Annotated in this window: 20 protein-coding genes; 10 read left to right on the top strand and 10 right to left on the bottom strand. The window is 55.7% G+C overall.

Annotated features, from left to right (window positions below; all coding sequences use genetic code 11):
• Positions 1–43 precede the first annotated feature (43 nt).
• A complete protein-coding gene (locus ACQG22_RS11340) occupies positions 44–1,210 on the top strand; it encodes a benzoate/H(+) symporter BenE family transporter (RefSeq protein WP_369706495.1) in 1,167 nt (388 codons plus the stop codon).
• Here the strand turns inward: ACQG22_RS11340 and ACQG22_RS11335 are convergent.
• Positions 1,190–2,062 carry a helix-turn-helix domain-containing protein gene (locus ACQG22_RS11335; RefSeq protein ID WP_013096645.1) on the bottom strand — a complete coding sequence of 291 codons (873 nt, stop codon included), beginning with the start codon at positions 2,060–2,062 and terminating at the stop codon, positions 1,190–1,192. The two genes, ACQG22_RS11340 and ACQG22_RS11335, sit on opposite strands and share 21 nt — an antisense overlap.
• Before the next feature lie 175 nt (positions 2,063–2,237).
• On the opposite strand from ACQG22_RS11335, the gene ACQG22_RS11330 reads away from it, so the two are divergent.
• On the top strand, positions 2,238–3,134 hold the full coding sequence (locus ACQG22_RS11330) for a DMT family transporter (protein ID WP_369706496.1): 897 nt from the start codon (positions 2,238–2,240) through the stop codon (positions 3,132–3,134).
• 32 nt (positions 3,135–3,166) lie between these two features.
• Here the strand turns inward: ACQG22_RS11330 and ACQG22_RS11325 are convergent, their stop codons facing one another.
• Together ACQG22_RS11325 and ACQG22_RS11320 are read right to left on the bottom strand one after the other, a co-directional pair.
• Positions 3,167–3,841, bottom strand: coding sequence for a DUF3313 domain-containing protein (locus ACQG22_RS11325; RefSeq protein ID WP_013096647.1), 675 nt, complete (start codon positions 3,839–3,841; stop codon positions 3,167–3,169).
• Positions 3,842–3,975: 134 nt separating this feature from the next.
• Positions 3,976–5,571 carry an ABC transporter substrate-binding protein gene (locus ACQG22_RS11320; RefSeq protein WP_139936819.1) on the bottom strand — a complete coding sequence of 532 codons (1,596 nt, stop codon included), beginning with the start codon at positions 5,569–5,571 and terminating at the stop codon, positions 3,976–3,978.
• Between the two features lie 110 nt (positions 5,572–5,681).
• On the opposite strand from ACQG22_RS11320, the gene pepT reads away from it, so the two are divergent.
• A complete protein-coding gene (gene pepT / locus ACQG22_RS11315) occupies positions 5,682–6,911 on the top strand; it encodes a peptidase T (protein ID WP_095427383.1) in 1,230 nt (409 codons plus the stop codon).
• Here the strand turns inward: pepT and tehB are convergent.
• Together tehB and tehA are read right to left on the bottom strand one after the other, a co-directional pair.
• Positions 6,908–7,501: a tellurite resistance methyltransferase TehB gene (gene tehB / locus ACQG22_RS11310; RefSeq protein ID WP_013096650.1), complete on the bottom strand. Its 594-nt coding sequence runs from the start codon at positions 7,499–7,501 to the stop codon at positions 6,908–6,910. The genes pepT and tehB overlap by 4 nt on opposite strands.
• Entirely contained in the window at positions 7,501–8,502 is a 1,002-nt protein-coding gene (tehA, locus tag ACQG22_RS11305; protein ID WP_058651345.1) for a dicarboxylate transporter/tellurite-resistance protein TehA, read from the bottom strand. The genes tehB and tehA overlap by 1 nt, the downstream gene beginning before the upstream one ends.
• A 122-nt stretch (positions 8,503–8,624) precedes the next feature.
• Between tehA and ydcK the strand changes: the two genes are divergently transcribed.
• Positions 8,625–9,605, top strand: a complete 981-nt coding sequence (ydcK, locus tag ACQG22_RS11300) for a YdcK family protein (protein WP_013096652.1) — start codon at positions 8,625–8,627, stop codon at positions 9,603–9,605.
• A 138-nt stretch (positions 9,606–9,743) separates the two neighbouring features.
• Here the strand turns inward: ydcK and ACQG22_RS11295 are convergent, their stop codons facing one another.
• The 3 genes from ACQG22_RS11295 to ACQG22_RS11285 form a co-directional block, all read right to left on the bottom strand.
• Positions 9,744–11,399 (bottom strand): glucan biosynthesis protein D, encoded by a 1,656-nt coding sequence (locus ACQG22_RS11295; RefSeq protein WP_013096654.1) that lies wholly within the window; start codon positions 11,397–11,399, stop codon positions 9,744–9,746.
• Between the two features lie 243 nt (positions 11,400–11,642).
• On the bottom strand, positions 11,643–12,416 hold the full coding sequence (locus tag ACQG22_RS11290) for an ABC transporter substrate-binding protein (protein ID WP_014831878.1): 774 nt from the start codon (positions 12,414–12,416) through the stop codon (positions 11,643–11,645).
• Between the two features lie 10 nt (positions 12,417–12,426).
• Positions 12,427–13,596 (bottom strand): pyridoxal phosphate-dependent aminotransferase, encoded by a 1,170-nt coding sequence (locus tag ACQG22_RS11285; protein ID WP_038980635.1) that lies wholly within the window; start codon positions 13,594–13,596, stop codon positions 12,427–12,429.
• Positions 13,597–13,709: 113 nt separating this feature from the next.
• Between ACQG22_RS11285 and ACQG22_RS11280 the strand changes: the two genes are divergently transcribed.
• The gene (locus tag ACQG22_RS11280; protein ID WP_045902939.1) at positions 13,710–14,552 is read left to right on the top strand and encodes a LysR family transcriptional regulator; all 843 of its coding nucleotides are present in this window, start codon (positions 13,710–13,712) and stop codon (positions 14,550–14,552) included.
• On the opposite strand, the gene ACQG22_RS11275 is transcribed toward ACQG22_RS11280, so the two are convergent.
• Both ACQG22_RS11275 and hglS read right to left on the bottom strand, forming a co-directional pair.
• The gene (locus ACQG22_RS11275; protein ID WP_369706497.1) at positions 14,539–16,044 is read right to left on the bottom strand and encodes a carboxylesterase/lipase family protein; all 1,506 of its coding nucleotides are present in this window, start codon (positions 16,042–16,044) and stop codon (positions 14,539–14,541) included. The genes ACQG22_RS11280 and ACQG22_RS11275 overlap by 14 nt on opposite strands.
• Before the next feature lie 42 nt (positions 16,045–16,086).
• Positions 16,087–17,430 (bottom strand): 2-oxoadipate dioxygenase/decarboxylase HglS, encoded by a 1,344-nt coding sequence (gene hglS, locus ACQG22_RS11270; RefSeq protein ID WP_020688588.1) that lies wholly within the window; start codon positions 17,428–17,430, stop codon positions 16,087–16,089.
• Between the two features lie 528 nt (positions 17,431–17,958).
• Between hglS and ACQG22_RS11265 the strand changes: the two genes are divergently transcribed.
• From ACQG22_RS11265 to ACQG22_RS11245, 5 genes are all read left to right on the top strand, one after another.
• Positions 17,959–18,144 carry a general stress protein gene (locus tag ACQG22_RS11265; protein ID WP_004150795.1) on the top strand — a complete coding sequence of 62 codons (186 nt, stop codon included), beginning with the start codon at positions 17,959–17,961 and terminating at the stop codon, positions 18,142–18,144.
• Between the two features lie 89 nt (positions 18,145–18,233).
• A complete protein-coding gene (locus tag ACQG22_RS11260) occupies positions 18,234–18,728 on the top strand; it encodes a ferritin-like domain-containing protein (protein ID WP_014831873.1) in 495 nt (164 codons plus the stop codon).
• Between the two features lie 23 nt (positions 18,729–18,751).
• A complete protein-coding gene (locus tag ACQG22_RS11255; RefSeq protein ID WP_013096662.1) occupies positions 18,752–18,955 on the top strand; it encodes a hypothetical protein in 204 nt (67 codons plus the stop codon).
• Positions 18,956–18,980: 25 nt separating this feature from the next.
• Positions 18,981–19,487, top strand: a complete 507-nt coding sequence (locus tag ACQG22_RS11250; protein ID WP_013096663.1) for a ferritin-like domain-containing protein — start codon at positions 18,981–18,983, stop codon at positions 19,485–19,487.
• Between the two features lie 15 nt (positions 19,488–19,502).
• On the top strand, positions 19,503–20,375 hold the full coding sequence (locus ACQG22_RS11245; protein WP_020688584.1) for a manganese catalase family protein: 873 nt from the start codon (positions 19,503–19,505) through the stop codon (positions 20,373–20,375).
• Positions 20,376–20,396 lie beyond the last annotated feature (21 nt).

Raw genomic sequence — 20,396 nt, 5'->3', positions numbered from 1 at the left:
GTGCTACCTTATTGCGGACGTTATAACGCACAACGGAGATATTATGCGCCAGTCAGCCGCTCTTTTTCCCGCCATTCTTGCCGGATTTGTTGCCGTTCTGGTCGGTTATGCCAGCTCGGCCGCCATCATCTGGCAGGCTGCTGCCGCGGCAGGCGCCAGCCCACAGCAGATCGCCGGCTGGATGACCGCACTGGGGTTCGGCATGGGGATCAGTACGCTCGCCCTGTCATGGTGGTATAAAGCCCCGGTGCTCACCGCCTGGTCAACCCCCGGCGCGGCGCTACTGGCTACCAGTCTGCACGGGATAACGCTTGCAGAAACCATCGGCATTTTCATTTTCGCCAATGGGCTGATCTTACTCTGCGGCCTGACCGGACTCTTCGCCCGCCTGATGAAACTCATTCCCCATTCGCTTGCCGCCGCGATGCTGGCAGGCGTACTGCTGCGCTTTGGCCTGCAGACGTTCAGTCACCTCGACGGCCATTTTCTGCTCTGCGGCAGCATGATTGCGGCATGGCTGGTCGCCAAAGCGCTGGCGCCACGCTACGCCATTGTGGCGACTCTGATAACAGGGAGCGTGGTGGCCTGGGCGGGCGGTGACGTTGTCACAAACCGACTCACCCTTTCCCTCGTCATGCCACAGTTTATTGCACCGGCGTTTAGCCTCACCAGCCTGGTCAGTATCGGCTTGCCCTTTTTCCTCGTGACCATGGCGTCGCAAAATGCACCCGGTGTCGCCACGATGAAAGCGTCGGGCTATCCGCTGGCGGTATCTCCGCTGATGATCGCGACCGGCGGGCTGGCGCTGCTGCTTTCGCCTTTCGGCGTCTACTCCATCTGCATTGCAGCCATTACCGCAGCCATTTGCCAGAGCCCGGATGCGCATCCGGATGCCAGTAAACGCTGGCTGGCAGCGATGGCGGCAGGCGGTTTTTACCTGCTGGCGGGCGTATTCGGGGGATCCCTTACCGGGCTGATGGCGGCCCTGCCGCCGAGCTGGATCCAGACGCTGGCAGGCCTGGCGCTGCTGGGCACCATCAGCGGGAGTTTGTATCAGGCATTGCATAACGAAACGGAGCGTGACGCGGCGATTGTCACGTTTTTGATGACCGCCAGCGGCGTGACGCTGCTCGGGATTGGCTCTGCATTCTGGGGGCTGGTGCTGGGAGGCGTGTGCTTCGCCGTTTTATCACGCTTTCGCCGCGCGTAGCTGTGAAGGCGTCATCCCCATCACGCTGCGAAAGCGGTTGCTGAAGTGGCTGGCAGAGTTGAATCCACAGGCGAGTGCAATATCCGTCAGCGGCGTCGCCGTATGCTGCACCAGCGTTTTGGCTTTCTCCATGCGGCGCTGCATCACGTACTGGTGCGGTGCCAGCCCCGTCGACTGACGGAACATGCGGGCAAAATGGTACTCACTAAGCGCGGCCTGCGCCGCCAGTTCAGCCAGCGTGAGCGGTTGAGCAAGGTTCTCTTCGATAAAGGCCAGCACGTTGCGCAGTACAAACGGCGATAGCCCGCCGGTGACCACCGGCAGTTTCCACTGCACATTCGAATAGTTCTGCAGCAGATGGGTCAGCAGCAGCGTCGAGGCCGTGCTGAGCGTCAGCTGGTTGGCTTTTTGCTGCCAGTCACAGCCGAGCAAAAACTGACGATAGAGCGCAGTGATTTTTGCATCGCTGCCAAAGATTTTTTCATCCAGCGTCAACGACAGCGGGCGTTTGTCCCAGATTTTTTCACCCACATCGCGCAGATGGTCATCGGTGCAGTAGAGGTGGACAAACGACAGGTCATCGCGAATATCCCACGTCGATTCACTCTCTTTCGGCATCAGACAAAAACGATCCGGCCCGCCGCCGTTTTTCCAGCCGCCCGGCGTTTTTTGATAGCTCTCATAACCGTCCGCCACGTACAGGCTCAGAGTGTGATGATTGCTTTTTACGGTGATCGTGTCGCGCTTGTTGTACCACGCCGCCAGCTGGATACCGGAATTGAGCGCAACGGTTTCCCGCAGCACGGCGTTCTGTTGGCGGAGCGTTTCAAAGGTATCGTAAGCGTGTGACATAACCGTTAGCGCGTCTGTGAATCAGAATGTCAGTCTAAGAATTGTTGCTTCACGTTGCCAGACCCCGGAACAGAAAAAAGCGCAAGATTTTGCAAGTCCGCCGCAGGACGGTGAAAGCCTGTCAACGCCCTCGTCGCCATACTGTGGGTTTCCGTGGTTTGAGAAGAGAGACAACATGAACGCATTGTTATACGGACTGGTGGTGGTTATCTGGGGAACCACCTGGATTGCAATTTTCCTGCAGCAGGGTCCTGTGGCGGCCCCGGTGTCCATTTTCTGGCGTTTTGCGCTGGCCAGCGCCACGATGATGATGGTGCTCCTGGCGCTTGGCCGCCTGCGTAAACTGGCGCTGCGGGATCATCTGTTCTGCGTACTGCAAGGATGCTGCGTTTTTTGCTTCAACTTCTGGTGCTTTTACACGGCAGCGGCGCATATTAACACTGGCCTGGAGTCGGTGATATTTTCCATGGCGGTGCTCTATAACGCCATCAACAGTTTTATTTTCTTCGGACAGCGTCCACCCGCGCATTTCTGGACAGCCGCCGCCCTGGGTCTGGTGGGGATCATCACCCTCTTCTGGGACGATCTGCTGGCCAGCGGCTGGAGCGTATCGCTGCTGACTGGCATTGGCCTTTCCGCACTCGGGACCTACGGCTTCTCGCTGGGCAACATGATCAGCATGCGGCATCAGCGCAGAGGGCTAGAGACGATGACCACCAACGCGTGGGCGATGCTCTACGGCACGCTGGTGATGGGCTGCATCGCGCTGTTCAGAGGCGACAGCTTCGCGCCGCAATGGACGATGAGCTACATGGGGGCGCTGGTCTATCTGGCCCTGTTTGGCTCGGTGATTGCCTTTGGCGCCTACTTCACCCTGGTCGGACGCATTGGTCCGGGCAAAGCGGCCTACAGTACGCTGCTCTTCCCGCTGGTGGCGCTGTCCATCTCCACGGTGTATGAAGGCTACGTCTGGCACATTAACGGCATTATCGGGTTACTGCTGATTCTGGGCGGGAATATGGTGATGTTTACCAGACCGGAAACCTGGTTCAGACGCCTGCGTACGGCATAAAAAAACGGCCTGCGCTTGCAGGCCGTATATGATTATTTCGCTGTTTTATGCACATCAAACATGGTGGCGTCCGTCGCCATGTCATCAACAACCTGCTTCAGCGTCGCGAAGGTCATTGGTGAATTTTCGTTGTTCAGCTCTTTACCTTCACCTTTACGAACAACCTTGATTACCGGTTTGTTCGTCGCCGCATCAATCAACTCACCCTCGAAAAAGAGATGGGTATCCATGGTGCGATGGCCGGTTGCCATCTGCGTACCTGCCACCACCAGCGCAACAGGCACCACTTCATAGAACTGCAGACCTTCTTTCTGCGAGCTCACCCCGGTGATCGCCCCGCGGAAAATCAGGCTGTGTTTGCCCGGCGTCGTCACAATTGGCTTACGTTGGCCAATCGCGGTTTTCATTTTGTTATTGGTGTAATTTAACAGCTCATCAAGCGTACGTTGACCAATCTGGGTGGTCGGTTTAGGTGCCGGATAATAGGTAATCGGCGTCCAGATGATACTGTCGTAATTTGCTTCGTTATAAGAAGGATCGACCCAACGCAGGGTTGGTTTACCCGTTGCGGATGTCGTTTGCTGCAAGCCTGAGTAATCTTTCAAAAAGCCGGAGTATTGTTCAGGCGCGGCGACCTTGGATGAACACCCCGCCAGCGCCAACAGACCAGAAAGCACTGCAACTTTAAAAAAAGTGTGAGTACGCATGATGGTTTTCCATGTTATCTGCAAGTATGCATTTGAAGTTATAGCAAAAGTCAGGCGGGTTTGTTGTGACAAAAAATGATGCCGGGAGCACAATTTGCGAAAAGTCTGCCCGCCATGCGACGGGCAGTGAAAAATCATGGTTTGATATCAACCTGCCAGAAGATATGTTTGCCAAACGGGTCGATTTCGTACCCCGTGACTTCCTTACGAACCGGTTCAAAAATCGTGGAATGCGCGATCATCACCGCGGGCATCTGATCGTGCATCATCTGCTGAGCCTGCTTATACAGCGCCACGCGTTTGTCATGATCGGTTATCGATTTTGCCTCGGCGATGATGTCATCAAACGGCTTGTAGCACCATTTGGCCGAGTTTGAACCGCCGTTCGCCGAGGTGCAGGTAAAGAGCGGACCAAAGAAGTTGTCCGGATCGCCGGTCGCCGTGGTCCAGCCCATCAACGCGGCCTGATGTTCGCCGCCCTTCACCCGCTTCAGGTACTCGCCCCATTCATAGGTGACGATTTTGGTCTGCACGCCCACCTTCGCCCAGTCCGCCTGAATCATCTCCGCCATGCGTTTCGCATTCGGGTTATAGGGGCGCTGAACCGGCATCGCCCATAAATCGATGCTGATACCGTTGGCAAAACCGGCCTCTTTTAACAGCGCTTTGGCTTTTTCGGGATCGTATTCGTAATCCCTCAGCTCGCTGTCGGCCCCCCATACCCCCGGCGGCAGCAGGTTCTTCGCCGCCGTGCCAGTGCCGTGGAACACGGCGTCAATAATGGCTGGTTTGTTGATGGCCATCGCCAGCGCCTGGCGCACTTTTACATTATCCAGCGGAGGCTTCTGGGTATTAAACGCCAGGAAGCCGGTATTCAGCCCCGCCTTGCTCATGAGATTGATATCCTTGTTCGCCTTCATCCGCGGCAGATCGGCCGGGTTCGGGAACGGCATCACCTGACATTCGTTTTTCTCGATTTTGGCAAAACGGACCGACGCATCCGGCGTAATGGTAAACACTAGCCGATCCAGCTTCGATTTCCCCTGCCAGTAGTCCGGGAAGGCGGTGAACAGGATGCGAGAGTCTTTCTGGTATTGCGCCAGCTTAAAGGGGCCGGTGCCGATGGGCTCCATGTCCACCTTCTCCGGCGTGCCCGCCTTGAGCATCGCGTCGGCATATTCCGCCGAAAGAATGGAGGCAAAATACCACGCCAGATCGGCGACAAATGGCGCTTCCGGGTGCGCCAGGGTAAAGCGCACGGTATGGTCATCCACTTTATCAATCGCGGTGATTAAACTGCCAAACTCCAGACTTTCAAAGTTGGAATAGCTGCCGTTAGAGACGTTATGGTAAGGGTGATTCGCATCCTTCTGGCGCATAAACGAGAAAATCACATCATCGGCATTAAAGTCGCGCGTTGGCGTAAAGGACTTATTACTCTGGAATTTCACCCCTTTGCGCAGATGGAAGGTATAGACCTTGCCGTCTTCGCTCACCTCCCAGCGCTCCGCGAGGCTCGGCACCAGCTCCGTGGTGCCGGGTTTGAAATCGACCAGCCGGTTATAGACCGGCACCGCGCTGGCGTCCACGCTGGTACCCGAGGTATATAACTGAGGATTAAAATTTTCCGGAGACCCTTCGGAGCAATACACCAGCGTTTTCGCGGCTACGGTGGAACTGACCGTGAGCGCGGCGAGTGCCAGGGTTAACGTTGTGAGTTTGCTTTTCATCATTTATTCCTGTCTTTTAATTCGACGGCTAATTAATTCTTTTGCCATTTCATAAATAACATTAAAGTGAGGGAGCAAACACCCGAAAAATAAATAAGGAAGAAAACACTATGGGCTCGCCGCTTTCCAGACAATTAACGCAACGCTTTTTCCGTTATCTCGCCATCACCAGCCAGAGCGATGCAAAAGTCAGCACTCTCCCTTCCACTCCGGGCCAGCATGAGATGGCGCGAGAACTGGCCAAAGAGTTGACACAGCTGGGCTTAGACGACATTGTCATCGATGAATTTGCCACGGTCACCGCGGTAAAAAAAGGCAATGTGCCCGGCGCGCCGCGGATTGGATTTATTACCCATATTGATACCGTTGACGTGGGATTATCACCGGATATTCATCCACAAATATTAACCTTTAATGGTGAAGACCTCTGTCTGAATAAAGAGAAAGAGATCTGGCTTCGCGTCAATGAGCACCCGGAAATTCTGGCCTATCCCGGCGAAGAGATTATTTTCAGCGATGGAACCAGCGTATTAGGCGCAGATAATAAAGCCGCCGTGACCGTGGTGATGACCCTGCTGGAAAACCTGACGTCGGCGGATCAGCATGGGGATATCGTGGTTGCGTTTGTGCCGGATGAGGAGATTGGCCTGAAGGGGGCAAAAGCGCTGGATCTGAAGCGCTTCGACGTTGATTTTGCCTGGACGATTGACTGCTGCGAGCTGGGTGAAATTGTCTATGAAAACTTTAACGCGGCGGCGGCAGAAATCCGTTTTACCGGCGTCACCGCGCACCCCATGTCTGCCAAAGGCGTGCTGGTGAACCCGCTGCTGATGGCGACGGATTTCATTAACCATTTTGACCGACAGCAAACCCCGGAGTGCACCGAGGGGCGTGAGGGCTATATCTGGTTTAACGGCATTCAGGCCGGGCAAAACGAGGCCGTACTGAGAGCGAATATCCGCGACTTCGATCAGGCAAGCTTTGCCGCCCGTAAGCAGCAGATTGCCGACGTCGCGGCGCTGATTGCCGCCCGACACCCCACCGCAAAGGTGGAGTACCAGATTGAGGATACCTACAGCAATATCAGCAATGCGATTGGGGAAGATCGCCGGGCCATTGACCTGATGTTTGCGGCAATGGAATCCCTTGGGATCACCCCCAAACCCACCCCGATGCGCGGCGGAACAGACGGCGCGGCGCTTTCAGCCAAAGGGTTGTTAACCCCGAACTTCTTCACCGGCGCGCACAATTTCCACTCACGGTTTGAGTTTCTGCCGCTGTCGTCGTTCGAGGCCTCTTACCATACTGCCCTGCAACTCTGTCTGCTGGCCGCCCGTTAAGCGGGTTTACGTGCCAGCAGGGTCGCGAAGCGCAATTTGATGCGGTTGCCGTTCTCGTCGGTGCGGTGCAGTTCGCCGGGATCTTCGTTGTACTTAAGCAGATCCCAGCCTTCGTAATAGTGGCTCAGTTCGCCGGTTTTGAATGCAAACGGGAAGCCGACGGTACAAGGATAATCCGCAGTATCCATGGCGGCCACAATCAGGTTGTAACCGCCCGGTTTCGTGCAGCGCTGCATATTGGCGATCAAACCAGGGATGGTTTTCGCTTCAAGGAACATCAGCACCACGGTGGAGAGAATGAAATCGTATTCCCCGTCAAAGCTCAGGCTGTTCAGGTCTTTGATCGCCGTCTGCAGATTCGCTATGCCTTCCGCCGCTTTAATGCGTTCGATGTTATCGATGCTCATGGGGTTTTTATCCCACGCCGTCACATCGTAACCGTTAGCGGCCAGATAGAGGCTGTTGCGGCCATTGCCGCAGCCGAGATCGAGCGTTTTACCGGGCTTAACGATCTCTGCGCTGTACAGCACCTCTGAATGGGTACGGGTGAGTCCATATTTCTCGGTGAAGTAGTTTTCGTCGACAGCCATTATTGTTCCTCAGATTGCATAAGCCGTGCTTTCTCAGTGCGCACCAGAAGTTTGCCCTGTATCAGCAGGATGAATGTACGAACCAACAGCATCCCAATGATGAAGTTAGTGAAGATAAAGAGCGGCACGGCAATGGCGTGGAAAAAGCCTGACGCGCTGCTGTGCCCCAGATGCAGACCGGTGGTTGCCAGTGCCGACACGCCAAACGAGAAGCTCCAGAACGATGCGTTAAACGGCTGAGACATATACCACGGCAACAGACGCAACATAAACAGCAGTTGCAACAGGCCATAACCGAACAGCATTTTGGCAAAGGTATCGGCTTCCCCGCCGTTGACGCTAATCCAGGCGCTGCAGGCCACCAGCGCCGGGGCCAGTTGAATACCCAGCGACGTACGCAGTGCGGTGGGCAGTTCACCCGCGCTGCGAAGGCGCTGGAGAATAACCGGTTCCAGGCTGAGCCAGGAAAAGACACCTGCGCCGAGGAAGACTAACCCTGCATCGTTAAACCCCAGCGCACCACACGCCATCGCGCTGATAAAATTGTTTGCCACCGTAGGCAGATATAACCCCGGCGTTGTCGCCTCCTGAGGATGGTTACCGCGCCATAGCCCGGCGCTTTGCCAGGCGGAATAGGCAAGCTGCACCACCACGCCCACGGCAAATAACACCAGCGAAACCGGGCGGTACCAGGGGACAAACCCAATGGCAACCAGCATCGTGGTGGCCGGAAAAAGGCTGACAAAGCTGCTCATCACCGGGTGTCGCATTTCCGCCAGCACGCTACGCGGGAAACGCACCGCGCGCGTAATAAACGCCACCGTCAGTAAAAACCAACATACCACCGCAAGGGCAACCAACCCCTCACCCGGCCAGCGCGTAACCGGCCAGAGGGTGCTGGCGTATCGCCAGGCGAACCCCATGCCGATGATGCCAAGGACCATGCCAAAATAACTTGCGGGCAGGTTAAGTACCTGCCGGGTTTCGTCATTTTTATTCATTAATTTTAAAATTTAAAATGTATTTGAAATGCCATTTTAAGGTGTTTCCGCCTCGGATGCCAGCACAACGCAAAGCTGAAAGTTTGCTACGTTTAGTGAAGACGCTTACCAGGGATAACACGATGAAAAAGTATCGGCTCAGCGATGAAACCCGGCTCTGGCACTGGAAAAACGGCGAAACGCCCCACTCGGCTACGTTAAAACAGATTATCGCCACGACAGATTTTAATGACGTCGCCGCCGGGACGAAAGGCGGCTGGATTGAAGATGAACGCGCCTTGTCTCAGGAGGGGAACTGCTGGATCTACGACGAAAACAGCGTGGTCTTCGCCGGTGCGACCGTCTCCGGTAATGCCCGTCTGACCCTGCCGTGCGTCGTCAGCGACCATGCCCATATTAGCGGCAACAGCTGGCTGGACGGGGCAAACGTGAGCCATGGGGCGCGAATAAGTGACAACGTCACCATCCAGAACTCCACCGTACGGGGGGAATGCCATATTTTTGGTGATGCCCGGGTGCTGCATAACAGCATGATTATCGCCGCCAAAGGCTTAACCCCAGACCAGGAGCAGATCCTTAAAATCTACGACAACGCGACCGTCAGCCAGTCGCGCGTGGTGCATCAGGCGCAAATCTACGGCGAGGCCATCGTCAATTATGCGTTTATCGAGCACCGTGCCGAGGTGTTCGACAAGGCCATTCTTGAAGGGAACGATATCAATAACGTCTGGGTCTGCGACTGCGCAAAAGTGTACGGCAACGCGCGCCTGATTGCCGGATTCGACGACGATGCCATCCCTACCGTGCGCTACAGCTCTCAGGTGGCTGAGAATGCGGTGGTGGAAGGCAACTGCGTAATTAAGCACCACGTGCTGATTGGCGGTCAGGCGTGGCTACGCGGGGGGCCGATCATGATTGATGATAAGGTCGTGATTCAGGGGCGGGCGCGGATCAGCGGCGACGTACTGATTGAGCACCACGTTGAAATCACCGACGATGCCGTCATTGAGGCTTTCGACGGCGACAGCATTCATCTGCGCGGCGAAAAAGTAGTTAACGGCGAGAGTCGAATCACCCGCACGCCTCTGCTGGGCGCGCTATAGGGGGAAGATACCGGGATAATTTCGGATTTTGCTGCGGTTATTGCCCCTCACCCCAGCCCTCTCCCAAAGGGAGAGGGGGCCGTCTGTGCAGGCATTATTTGTGGGGATCCCTCTCCCGAAGGGAGAGGGAATCGATCGTTAACGCATTACCCGGTCGTCAACGTAATTACGTTTGTCCGGCGCTGGCGGGAAATACTGATACAGCCAGGTTTCACTGATGGCATCGCCCTGACAGCGCAGGAACAGGCGCATATCCACCGGCTCCGTCGAATCGGACGTTGGGTACCAGTCAAACAGAATGCGGTATCCGTCAAACGGCTCAACGTAGAGGATTTCCACCTGCTTCGCTTCACCGCTGGAGAGCGTAATCACCGGCTCAATCCCCTTCGGCGCGGCCGCTTTCAGATCGCCGCCGACAAAGTCGATGGCGAAGCGGCGGGCCCATACTTTCGGGTAGTGTTCACCTGGCGCCCAGCCTTCCGGGAAGCCGCCCATACCGGTACGCGTCGCGAAGACGTTGGCCAGCGGGGAGCGTACCGGCGGCATGGCGCTCCAGTACAGGCGATATTTGAAGTCCAGCTCATCGCCCGCTTTGACCGCTTTTTCCGGCTGCCAGAAGCAAACCACGTTATCCAGCGTTTCACCCGTGGTTGGGATCTCCATCAAGCCAACCGCACCTTTACCCCAGTCGTTACGCGGCTCCACCCACAGGCTTGGGCGTTTGTTATACCAGCCCATCACGTCCTGATAGTGGGAGAAATCCCGGTCAAGCTGCAGCAAACCAAACCCTTTCGGGTTTTTATCGACAAAGGCATTGAACTGCAATTTCTGCGGGTTGTTCAGCGGACGGCAGATCCACTCGCCGTTACCGCGCCACATGGCCAGACGGTCCGAGTCATGGATCTGCGGATGAATGGTGTCGCACATACGGCGCTCGTTATTGCCGCAGCTGAACATACTGGTCATCGGCGCGATACCGAGCTGTTTGATGTCTTTACGCGCATAGAGATGGTTTTCTACTTCCATGATCACCTGGCTCTTCTCGCAGTGGATCACGAACTTATAGGCACCGGTAATGCTTGGGCTGTCCAGCAGCGTATAGACGGTAAAGGTGGTGTCGCCCGGTTTGACGGTTTCAAACCAGAAGGCCGTGAAATCAGGAAACTCTTCCGGCGTGTCGGTAAAGGTGTCCACCGCCAGACCACGCGCCGACAGGCCGTACTGGTAAGTGTCATCCACCGCACGGAAATAGCTCGCGCCGAGGAAAGAGACAATATCGCGACGCGCCAGCTCAGGCGCTTTGAAGGCGCGGAAGCCGGCAAAACCGAGGTCGCTCTGCCCTTCCAGCTGTTTGGTATCTACCCCGGTATCCCCGTAGCTGAAGAGCTCCGGGCGGAAGTGGATCTCACGCGCCTGGGAGGTCGACTGGTCCAGGGAGAACATCCGCACGCGGCGGCGGAAGCCCATCCCCATGTGGAAGAACTGCACGTCAAGCTGACGGCCTTCAATGTTGTTCCACAGGGACTGCTTTTCATCGTACCGGATGGCGTTATAGGCCTGCGGCGTCATGGTTGCCAGCGTTTCCGGCAGCGGACGCGGCGCACCACCCCACGGGGTTTTCGCCAGGTCATGGGCCATGGATTGCAGTACGGAGAAGTCAAAACGACGGCTCTGGCCATCGGCGATGTCAGAGTCAGCGGCATAGGCCGCTCTGGAGAACAGTGAAGCAAGGCCAGAAGTGCCGCTCAGGGCTGCCATTGCCAGCGAACCTTGTAAAAAACGTCTGCGATTCATGCCTGGAAAAACGTCCTTATGGTCGTGTGAATGTGTTTCGCGCTCGGCGAAATGACGGCAAGAAAGAACGCACAGCCTAAACAAAAACGGTTAAGAATCCAATTGTTGGCCGGTGATTATATGAGCAAAGTGAGAAATATTTTCTGTCGACCAGAACGGCCCGAAAGTGGTGTAAAGAAAGCCTGGAAAGTGTGAAGAAAAATGCCCCGGTGCGACATCGACAACCGGGGCGAAATGAGGTGGTTATTTTACGCTGACATCGATACCCGGGAAGTACTTATCAGCGAGTTTTGCGATCGTGCCGTCGGCACGAACTTTATCAATCGCGGCATCAAGCTGCTTTTTGGTGGCCTCATCCCCTTTGCGCAGCCCAAAGCCGATCCCGCTGCCGAGGATGGTGTCGTCAGACACCGGTTTGCCGATAAAGCCAAACCCTTTCCCCTGCGGCTTGCTCAGGAACCCTGCCTGCCCGGCCGCGGACATCACCAGCGAGGCGTCGATGCGGCCATTCAGCAAATCGCCCCACGCCATATTCTGATCTTTATACGACACTACCGTGACACCCTGCTTTTCCCAGTGCTCTTTGGCATAGGTTTCCTGAATGGAACCCTGCAACACGCCAATGGTTTTGCCCTTCAGCCCTTCAGGTGTCGCCTCTACTGCGGTTCCGGCCTTGCCCACTAACTGCGAGGGGATGCGGTAGATAGGTTGGGTAAAATCAATGCTTTTGCGCCGCTGTTCGGTGATGTTCATCGCCGAGTTGATGGCATCAAATTTCTTCGCCACCAGTCCCGGAATCAACGCATCAAAGGACGTTTCCACCCAGGTGCATTTCAGCGCTGCGGCTTTGCAAATGGCATTCCCCAATTCAACGTCAAACCCTTCCAGCTCGCCGGAGGCATTGCGGCTCTCAAACGGTGGATATTCCGCTTCCAGTCCGTACCGCAGTTCGGTGGCCGCGAATGACGAAAACGTACACAGCAGTCCCATGCCGACAACTAACGCGCGTAATTTCATCTCAAACTCCTTAGCGTGGTTTAACCCGACACAGGGCCTGGGCACCTGCCCGTAACGTCGCCTCATCTTTGGCAAAAGAGAGACGAATCAATTTATTGTCCGTACCATCCGTATAGAAAGCGGATAGCGGAATGGTCGCGACACCGCACTCAACGATCAGCCGTTTCACCATCTCGCTGTCGGGCTCGTCGCTGAATGGGCTGTAATCCGCCAGCAGGAAGAACGAGCCCGCGCTCGGCAGCAGTTTAAACGGCGACTCAGCCAGCAGAGTTTGCAGCAGATCGCGCTTGCGCTGATAAAACACCGCCAGCGACAGCCAGGTTTGCGGATCGGTCATATGTTCGGCAAACGCATGCTGCATTGGCGTATCCGCAGAAAACATCAAAAATTGATGCACTTTACAAATCTCTTCCATCAGTGCCGCCGGCGCAACACAGTACCCCACGCGCCATCCGGTAACGTGATAGGTTTTTCCGAAGGAAGAGATAATGACGCTACGCTCCGACAGCTGCGGATGTGTAGCCATACCGTGGTGCGGTTCACCGTCAAAAACGACGTGCTCGTACACTTCGTCAGACAAAATAATGATATCGGTATTGCGCGTCACGGCCACCAGCTGCTGCAGGTCATTCGCGGAGAACACCTGCCCGCTTGGATTATGTGGCGTGTTGATGATGATCATGCGCGTTTTGGGGGTGATGGCCGCGCGGACCTCATCCCAGTTCACGGCAAAATCCGGCACCGTGAGTTTGATGGCGACCGGGGTGGCGCCCTGAAGGCGAACAATCGGCGCGTAGCTATCAAATGACGGTTCGAAGTAGATCACCTCATCGCCCGGATGCACCAGCCCGCTGATGGCGGAATAGAGCCCCTGACTGGCACTGGCGGTAACCAGCACCTCGCGCCCCGGGTCATACGTGGTGCCGTAAAGGGTGGCAATTTTCTCCGCGATACGCTCTTTCAAAGGCTGCAGGCCGGTCATCGCGGCATACTGGTTATGCCCTGCCTCCATCGCGCGGGTTACGCCCGCAATCAGTTTCGGGTCGCAGGAAAAATTCGGTGCGCCCTGAGAAAGATTGATGGCGTTGTGCTGAGCAGAAAGCTGGCCGATTACGGTAAAAATGGTGGTACCCACATCCGGTAATTTGGAACGGGTTTGTACCGCGGTCTTCAGGGTCATCATTTATCCTTCTCATGGGGATTGCATAACTATTCAAACAACAACGCCGTTGCCGGGACAATCGAATTGTTGTCATAATAGCCATGAGAAAAATGCATAGCTGAGGTGTTTTTATGTCGCGCCGTTCGCTCCCGCTCAATGCCATCGACGCCTTCCTGGTGACCGCGCGTCACCTGAATCTCACCCATGCCGCCAGAGAGCTTTGTCTGACTCAGGGGGCCGTGAGCCGTAAAATCGCCGCTCTGGAAGCGTGGTTTGGCTTTCCGCTTTTTGAACGCCACGCGCGCGGATTACGCCTCTCTTCCCAGGGTAGCGCCCTGCTGCCGGAGCTACAATCCGCTTTCGAACAGATGCTGAACGTGGCCGATCGGGCCCGCACCCAGCATACGGTGATCCGGCTGAAAGCGCCTACCTGCGCCATGCGCTGGCTGGTGCCGCGCCTGCTGGAGGTAGAGCGCGAGCAGCCCGATCTGCAAATCGCGTTGACCACCACCACCGATCATAACGTCAACTTTAAAACCGAATCCTACGACGCCGCCATCGTGTTTGGCACGCACATGAGCGCGGGCGATCTGCTGTTCGAAGAGGCGTTAACTCCGGTGCTCAGCCCGCTGCGGGCGGGGGCCGGACTGGGTTCATTGACCTTTCTTCACCCGACACGGGATAAAACCGACTGGTCACTGTGGCTGGCGAAACAGGATGAGCCGGGCGTTGTTATGCACAAAAATCAACACTTCGACACGATGGATCTCGCCATTACGGCGGCCATTCAGGGGCTGGGCGTGGCCATCGCCGATGAAACGCTGGTGGAAGAGGACATCCGCGCAGGAAGGCTGGTGCGGCCTTTTGCGACCAGCATCAAAACCGGTGCGAGCTACCGGCTGGTGCTGCGCGAAGCGCCAGGCACGGAAAACGGCCTGGCCGCATTTCGTGCCTGTTTGCTTAATCGAGGTTAACGTGGTGCTTCATCACCCGTTTAAAGAGGCTCATGCGGGCGCGCATAAAGCGGTTTTCAAGCTTAAAACCTGCATGCTTATTCACACCAATGCGTAACAGGACGTCACGCCCTTTACGGCAGGCTGGCCAGTGCGTCGGCCCTGGCAGGCTGTCACGATGCCCGGCATCGCGAGCAAAACTCACCCAGTAGTCGGCCACGTGGGCGGCGAACTGTAAATCACGCGCGTTCACATACTGCCGTGAAGGTTCCACCTCTCCGAGCGTATCAAACACATACGGCACCTCATTGCCGTGCCAGGCACCGTTGATATAGGTGGCGTGCTCCGCTTCGGCCACATAGTCAAACCAGTAGCGCCAGCACGGCGCGCCGACGCGCTGCTGGGCCTGCATCACCACATAGCCCATGGTGGTGAACGCCATATCCCGGCACACCTGCCTTCCCAGCTCTTCATCGCCTTTCACGCCCGGATAGAGCAGCTTGATCAGCCCCAGACCAAAGCGCCGCTCCCGGCGGAGCTTCTGAATTTGTCCGGCGAGATCGATGCCAAACACCGCCATTACGCTCGCCTCGTCGCTGTTGGAGCCAATCATGATGGGGACAGGCTGCTGACGGGCGGCGAAGAAGACGTCCAGCATCGGCTCCGGCAGCACACAATCTCCGGCGACAGGCGCCGGGGCGATATTCAGCGGTGCCGTCAACGGCCAGAACGACTCAGGTGGAATAGCACGCAGCTGCTCCGCTGTCGCGTTCTCCAGCCCAAAATGCGCGGCCAGCGCTTCCCCTTTTCGCAGGGCCTGCTCGCGCGGGGTATCCGGCAAGGTATAGCCACTTTGCACAATCGCTTTATGAAATAACCCTTTCGCCAGCGGCGAGGCCAGCAGCGACAACATGCTGCGTGCGCCAGCTGATTCACCAAACAGCGTGACGTTTTCGGGATTGCCGCCAAACGCGGCGATATTGTCCCGCACCCATTCGAGAGCGGCGATCTGATCCAGCAGGGCAAAATTATGCACCACGCGATCTTCTTCCCCCTCCAGCGCAGGATGGGCGAAAAAGCCGAGATGACCAAGACGGTAATTGAGGGTGACGACCACCACGCCGCGTTCCGCCAGCGCCCTGCCGTTATAGGGCGGTAACCCACCCGCGCCGAGCGTGAACCCACCACCGTGCAGCCAGACCATCACCGGCAGCGGCTCAACGCGGTCAACGGGTGACCACACGTTAAGATAAAGACAATCCTCTGAAAACTGTCCGGGATCCCCGCCACCCAGCTCCTGGCAATATTCGCTGCTTTGCCAGCTTGAGGCGGAAAACGCCGTTGCCATGCGAACCCCATCCCAGCGTTCGGGCGGTCGCGGTGAGCGCCAGCGCCAGTTGCCAACGGGCGGTGCGGCGTAGGGAATGCCGTACCACGCCTGAACAGTATTATCCGTAAAACCAGCCAGTGCGCCGTAGCGCGTTTCAACCACAGGGGCGGAGGGATATTGCATAACTACCTTCTTTTTCCATCACACCCCTGAAGAGTAACGATTTCAGAGCAAACCGCAACGCTGTTTGCTGCGGGTTTCCGCCTCCTCGTACAGTGCGAACTCGTCATAGACCGGGCAGCCCAGCGCCGCTTCGAAGGCATCCCGGCTGGCGTTACCGTGGCTGCGCGCCTGGGTTTCATTCCCGAGATTGGACTGGAAAATCCCTGCGGCGCTGACCGGCAGGAAATCTTCATAGGTGATCGGCTGGGCAACCACCCACCCGCGTTCAATTAACGGCTGCGGATCGTCGCCCGGACGAAACGCATGACGATGCGCTTCACCCGCTGGCGTCAGGCGATAGCGGAAATACGCCAGCTCCTGTCGGCGCATCATCAGCTCGCTGTCCGGGAAGGCGCTGAACACTTCACGCAGATGAAGCTGATGGGTCAGGTTGTCTTTGCCGGTGCCGGACTCGGCGAGCAAACTGTCATAAAGCTCGCGACCTTTCGGCGTCAACGCCACCCCGCGCTGTTCAATTTCACCAAAGCGCGCGGTATGGGTGCCTTTATGTTCCCCGGCAAACAGCACCGGCTCTTCCAGCGCCTTGAAGCTGGTCTGACGCAATAACACCGGCACCTCGCGGCGCGGCGGCCCTTCAATCAGAATTTTGGGTTCAATGCCGTACTTCGGCATCAGCTCCTGCACCCGGTCAATATCCAGCGTGCGTGGCGTAAGGTGGTTGATGTGGCATCCCGGGAAACAGACCACATCCGCAATCAGGCGATGCTCATTATGCAGCGCCAGATAGGTCTCCTGATCGACCGTCGCATGACGGTGCCAGCGGAAGGTTTCTAACGCTTCCTGAACAAACTCCCGCGCCTGCGCCTCGGTGAACGCCCCTTCTTTTTCATGCAGTTCGATGAGCGCCAGGCAGCGCGGCGTAAAGATGTTGCGGTGAGAGAGGATCTCCGCCGCCCGCTCGCGCAGGGCAACGTTCTCAATCAACTCAAGGCGCAGCAGTGAGGTAAAGATACGAAACGGGTTACGGCACAGCGCCGCATCATCCACCGGGCGAAATGCCGTCGAGTGAACCGGAACGCCCGCCTGAGAGAGATCATAGTAGCTGACCGGGTACATGCCCATGATGGCAAACATACGACGCAGGGTAGAAAGCTCTTTTGCGGTGCCAACGCGGATAGCCCCGTGACGCTCCACATTCAGGCGCGCCAGCTCATCTGCATTCGCCAGTTGTTCATGTAAGAGTGGATTGTTTTCCAGAACCGCCAGGTTTACGTCCGCGACCAGCTCAAGCAAGGTGCCGTACTGCGGAACTTCCTGCTGGTACATCGCCGACATAGCCTGCGAAAAATGTTCCCGAATATCATCAGCCGTGATGGTGTTCGCCATGGTGTCATGCCTCCAGTGAATATTACCTGGAGTGTAGAGAAACCCGTTCCTTCCGGGGGGAAGAATTTACGATTTGTGATCTTACGACGACAGTGGTCAAACCGTGTGCTGCCCGAACCTGTCGCGGCCGTACCAGGCCCCCTTCCTTTCCCCCCGGCCCGTCGTCCAGGAGTTTCCTTATAATTAATGATTATTCTGTTTTCTAGCTATAAAGGAGTAATTTCGGAGGCCCTCCCGGCTAAAAATTGAACGAAATTGTGGCGCTACAATTTTTATCCTCACCTTTCAGGTTTTTAGCGGCAACTTAGGATTAATCCGAGCATTTTTTTACAAGTCCTTCCCACTCATCCATATTTTTTCGCCAAACGAAGCGTAAACCCACCAATATTTTTAAATAACGCAACCGTGAATGGCGAAACGCATTTGACGCATGCCGCACAGCGTCTAAAGTTATTACTCGAACGACGAGTGATACGGAATATTTCTGTATCGTACTGACATAACCAATATATGACTATGAGGTTTAATATGGCAGAGCATCGTGGTGGTTCCGGTAATTTCGCTGAAGACCGTGAAAAAGCATCAGAAGCTGGACGTAAAGGCGGCCAGCACAGCGGCGGTAATTTCAAAAACGATCCGCAACGCGCATCTGAAGCAGGTAAGAAAGGGGGTCAGAATAGTCACGGCGGAGGCCGTAAATCTGATAACTCCTGATTTTATTAAGCTGTCTCAGTAATACCAGAGAGCATGCTGCGGGCCGAAAGGCTCGCAGTTCCCTTAACGTTTTAACCGGAGCAAAATATATGAATATGAAAAGTATCGAGGATGTTTTTATTCATCTACTGTCCGATACCTACAGCGCGGAAAAACAGCTCACCCGAGCCCTGAGCAAACTTGCCCGTGCCGCCTCCAGTGAAAAGCTCAGCGCGGCTTTCACCGCCCACCTTGAGGAGACGCAGGGTCAGATTGAGCGTATCGATCAGATTATCGAACAGGAAGACGGTATTAAGCTTAAGCGAATGAAATGTGTGGCAATGGAAGGCTTAATTGAAGAGGCCAATGAGGTCATCGAAAGCACAGAAAAAAATGAAGTCCGTGATGCAGCATTAATTGCCGCTGCGCAAAAAGTGGAACATTACGAAATTGCCAGTTACGGTACCCTTGCCACATTAGCAGAACAACTTGGCTATAAAAAAGCCGTTAAACTTCTTGCCGAAACACTGGAAGAAGAAAAAGAAACCGATCTTAAACTCACCGACCTGGCCGTAGGAAATATTAACCAAAAAGCGCAAAAATGACGCTATAACACAGGTTAAATATAATGAGCATCAGTCCCAGGACAATTAAACGGTGCCATTTAACGGCAGCTATAATATGGTTCATTCTTGCTATTCCTTCCGTAATATGGTGGAAGAATAGCGTACTATGGGTCATTATCATCAGTATTTACGCCAATATTGTCGGCCATTTATCTGGCTACAGTGCCGCACGTGCCGATCAGGCTGCTGAAAGTGAGACCAAATAAGCGAACCTATAATGAGGAACGAAATATGAATCACGTAGAACACTACCATGACTGGCTACGCGATGCCCATGCAATGGAAAAGCAAGCCGAATCAATGCTGGAATCGATGGCCAGCCGTATTGAAAATTATCCTGATGTTCGCGCCCGTATTGAGCAGCACCTTAATGAGACAAAACGGCAAATCACATTGCTGGAGGAAATCCTCGATCGTAATGATATTTCTCGTTCGGTTTTAAAAGACTCAATGAGCAAAATGGCTGCGCTCGGCCAGTCCATCGGCGGCATGTTCCCGTCCGATGAGATTGTTAAAGGCTCCATCAGCGGCTATGTTTTCGAACAGTTCGAAATTGCCTGCTACACCTCCCTGCTGGCTGCGGCCAAAAAAGCGGGCGACACCGCCTCTGTACCCGCCATTGAAACCATTCTCGCCGAAGAGCGCGAGATGGCCGACTGGCTAATTCGTCATATTCCGCAAACGACGGAACAGTTCCTGCTGCGTTCTGATGCATCAGGTGTCGAAGCGAAAAAATAAACCACAGGAGAGTGTATGTTTCGACACGTCAAACAGCTGCAATACACGGTTCGCGTTGCTGAACCGAATCCCGGCCTCGCCAATCTTCTGCTGGAACAATTTGGCGGGCCGCAGGGTGAACTGGCGGCCGCCTGCCGCTACTTCACCCAGGGCCTGAGTGATGACGATCCTGGCCGTAAAGATATGCTGATGGATATCGCGACCGAAGAGTTGAGCCATCTCGAAATCATCGGGACGCTGGTCGGCATGCTGAATAAAGGGGCCAAAGGCGCGCTGGCGGAAGGGGTAGAGAACGAAGCCGAGCTGTACCGGTCCATGACCGAAAACGGCAACGACAGCCATATCACCTCCCTGCTCTACGGCGGCGGTACCCCGCTCACTAACTCTGCGGGTGTGCCCTGGACGGCGGCCTATGTTGATACCATTGGTGAACCCACGGCGGATCTGCGCTCGAACGTGGCCGCAGAGGCGCGGGCAAAAATCATCTATGAGCGTCTGATCAACGTGACAGACGATCCCGGGGTGAAAGATGCACTGGCGTTTCTGATGACGCGAGAGGCGGCGCACCAGCTCTCCTTCGAGAAGGCGCTTCAGTCTATTCGCAATAATTTCCCGCCGGGGAAATTGCCGCCAATCGAGGAATTCACCAACAAGTACTACAATATGTCTGAAGGTGGCGAGGTCCGCGGAAGCTGGAACAGCGATAAGCATTTCGACTACGTTGAGGCCCCCCAACCTGCGGTTGACGGTGGAGACGGGAGTGCAAGCGTGACGCTCTCGACCGAACAGGCTACGCTCGTCAAGGCGATGTCTGCTCGCACAAAATCCGATCCGAACGCCGACCCGTTAACAGGTGCCGAGCTAGGCGCCGGTAAGAAAAAACCGTAACCGGTTTTGCCAGGCAGCTCC

Origin of the sequence: Enterobacter cloacae complex sp. 309I3 (genome assembly GCF_050031595.1) — a bacterium.
Classification (GTDB): Bacteria; Pseudomonadota; Gammaproteobacteria; order Enterobacterales; family Enterobacteriaceae; genus Enterobacter; species Enterobacter cloacae.
This window is presented reverse-complemented; position numbering and strand designations above follow the sequence as displayed.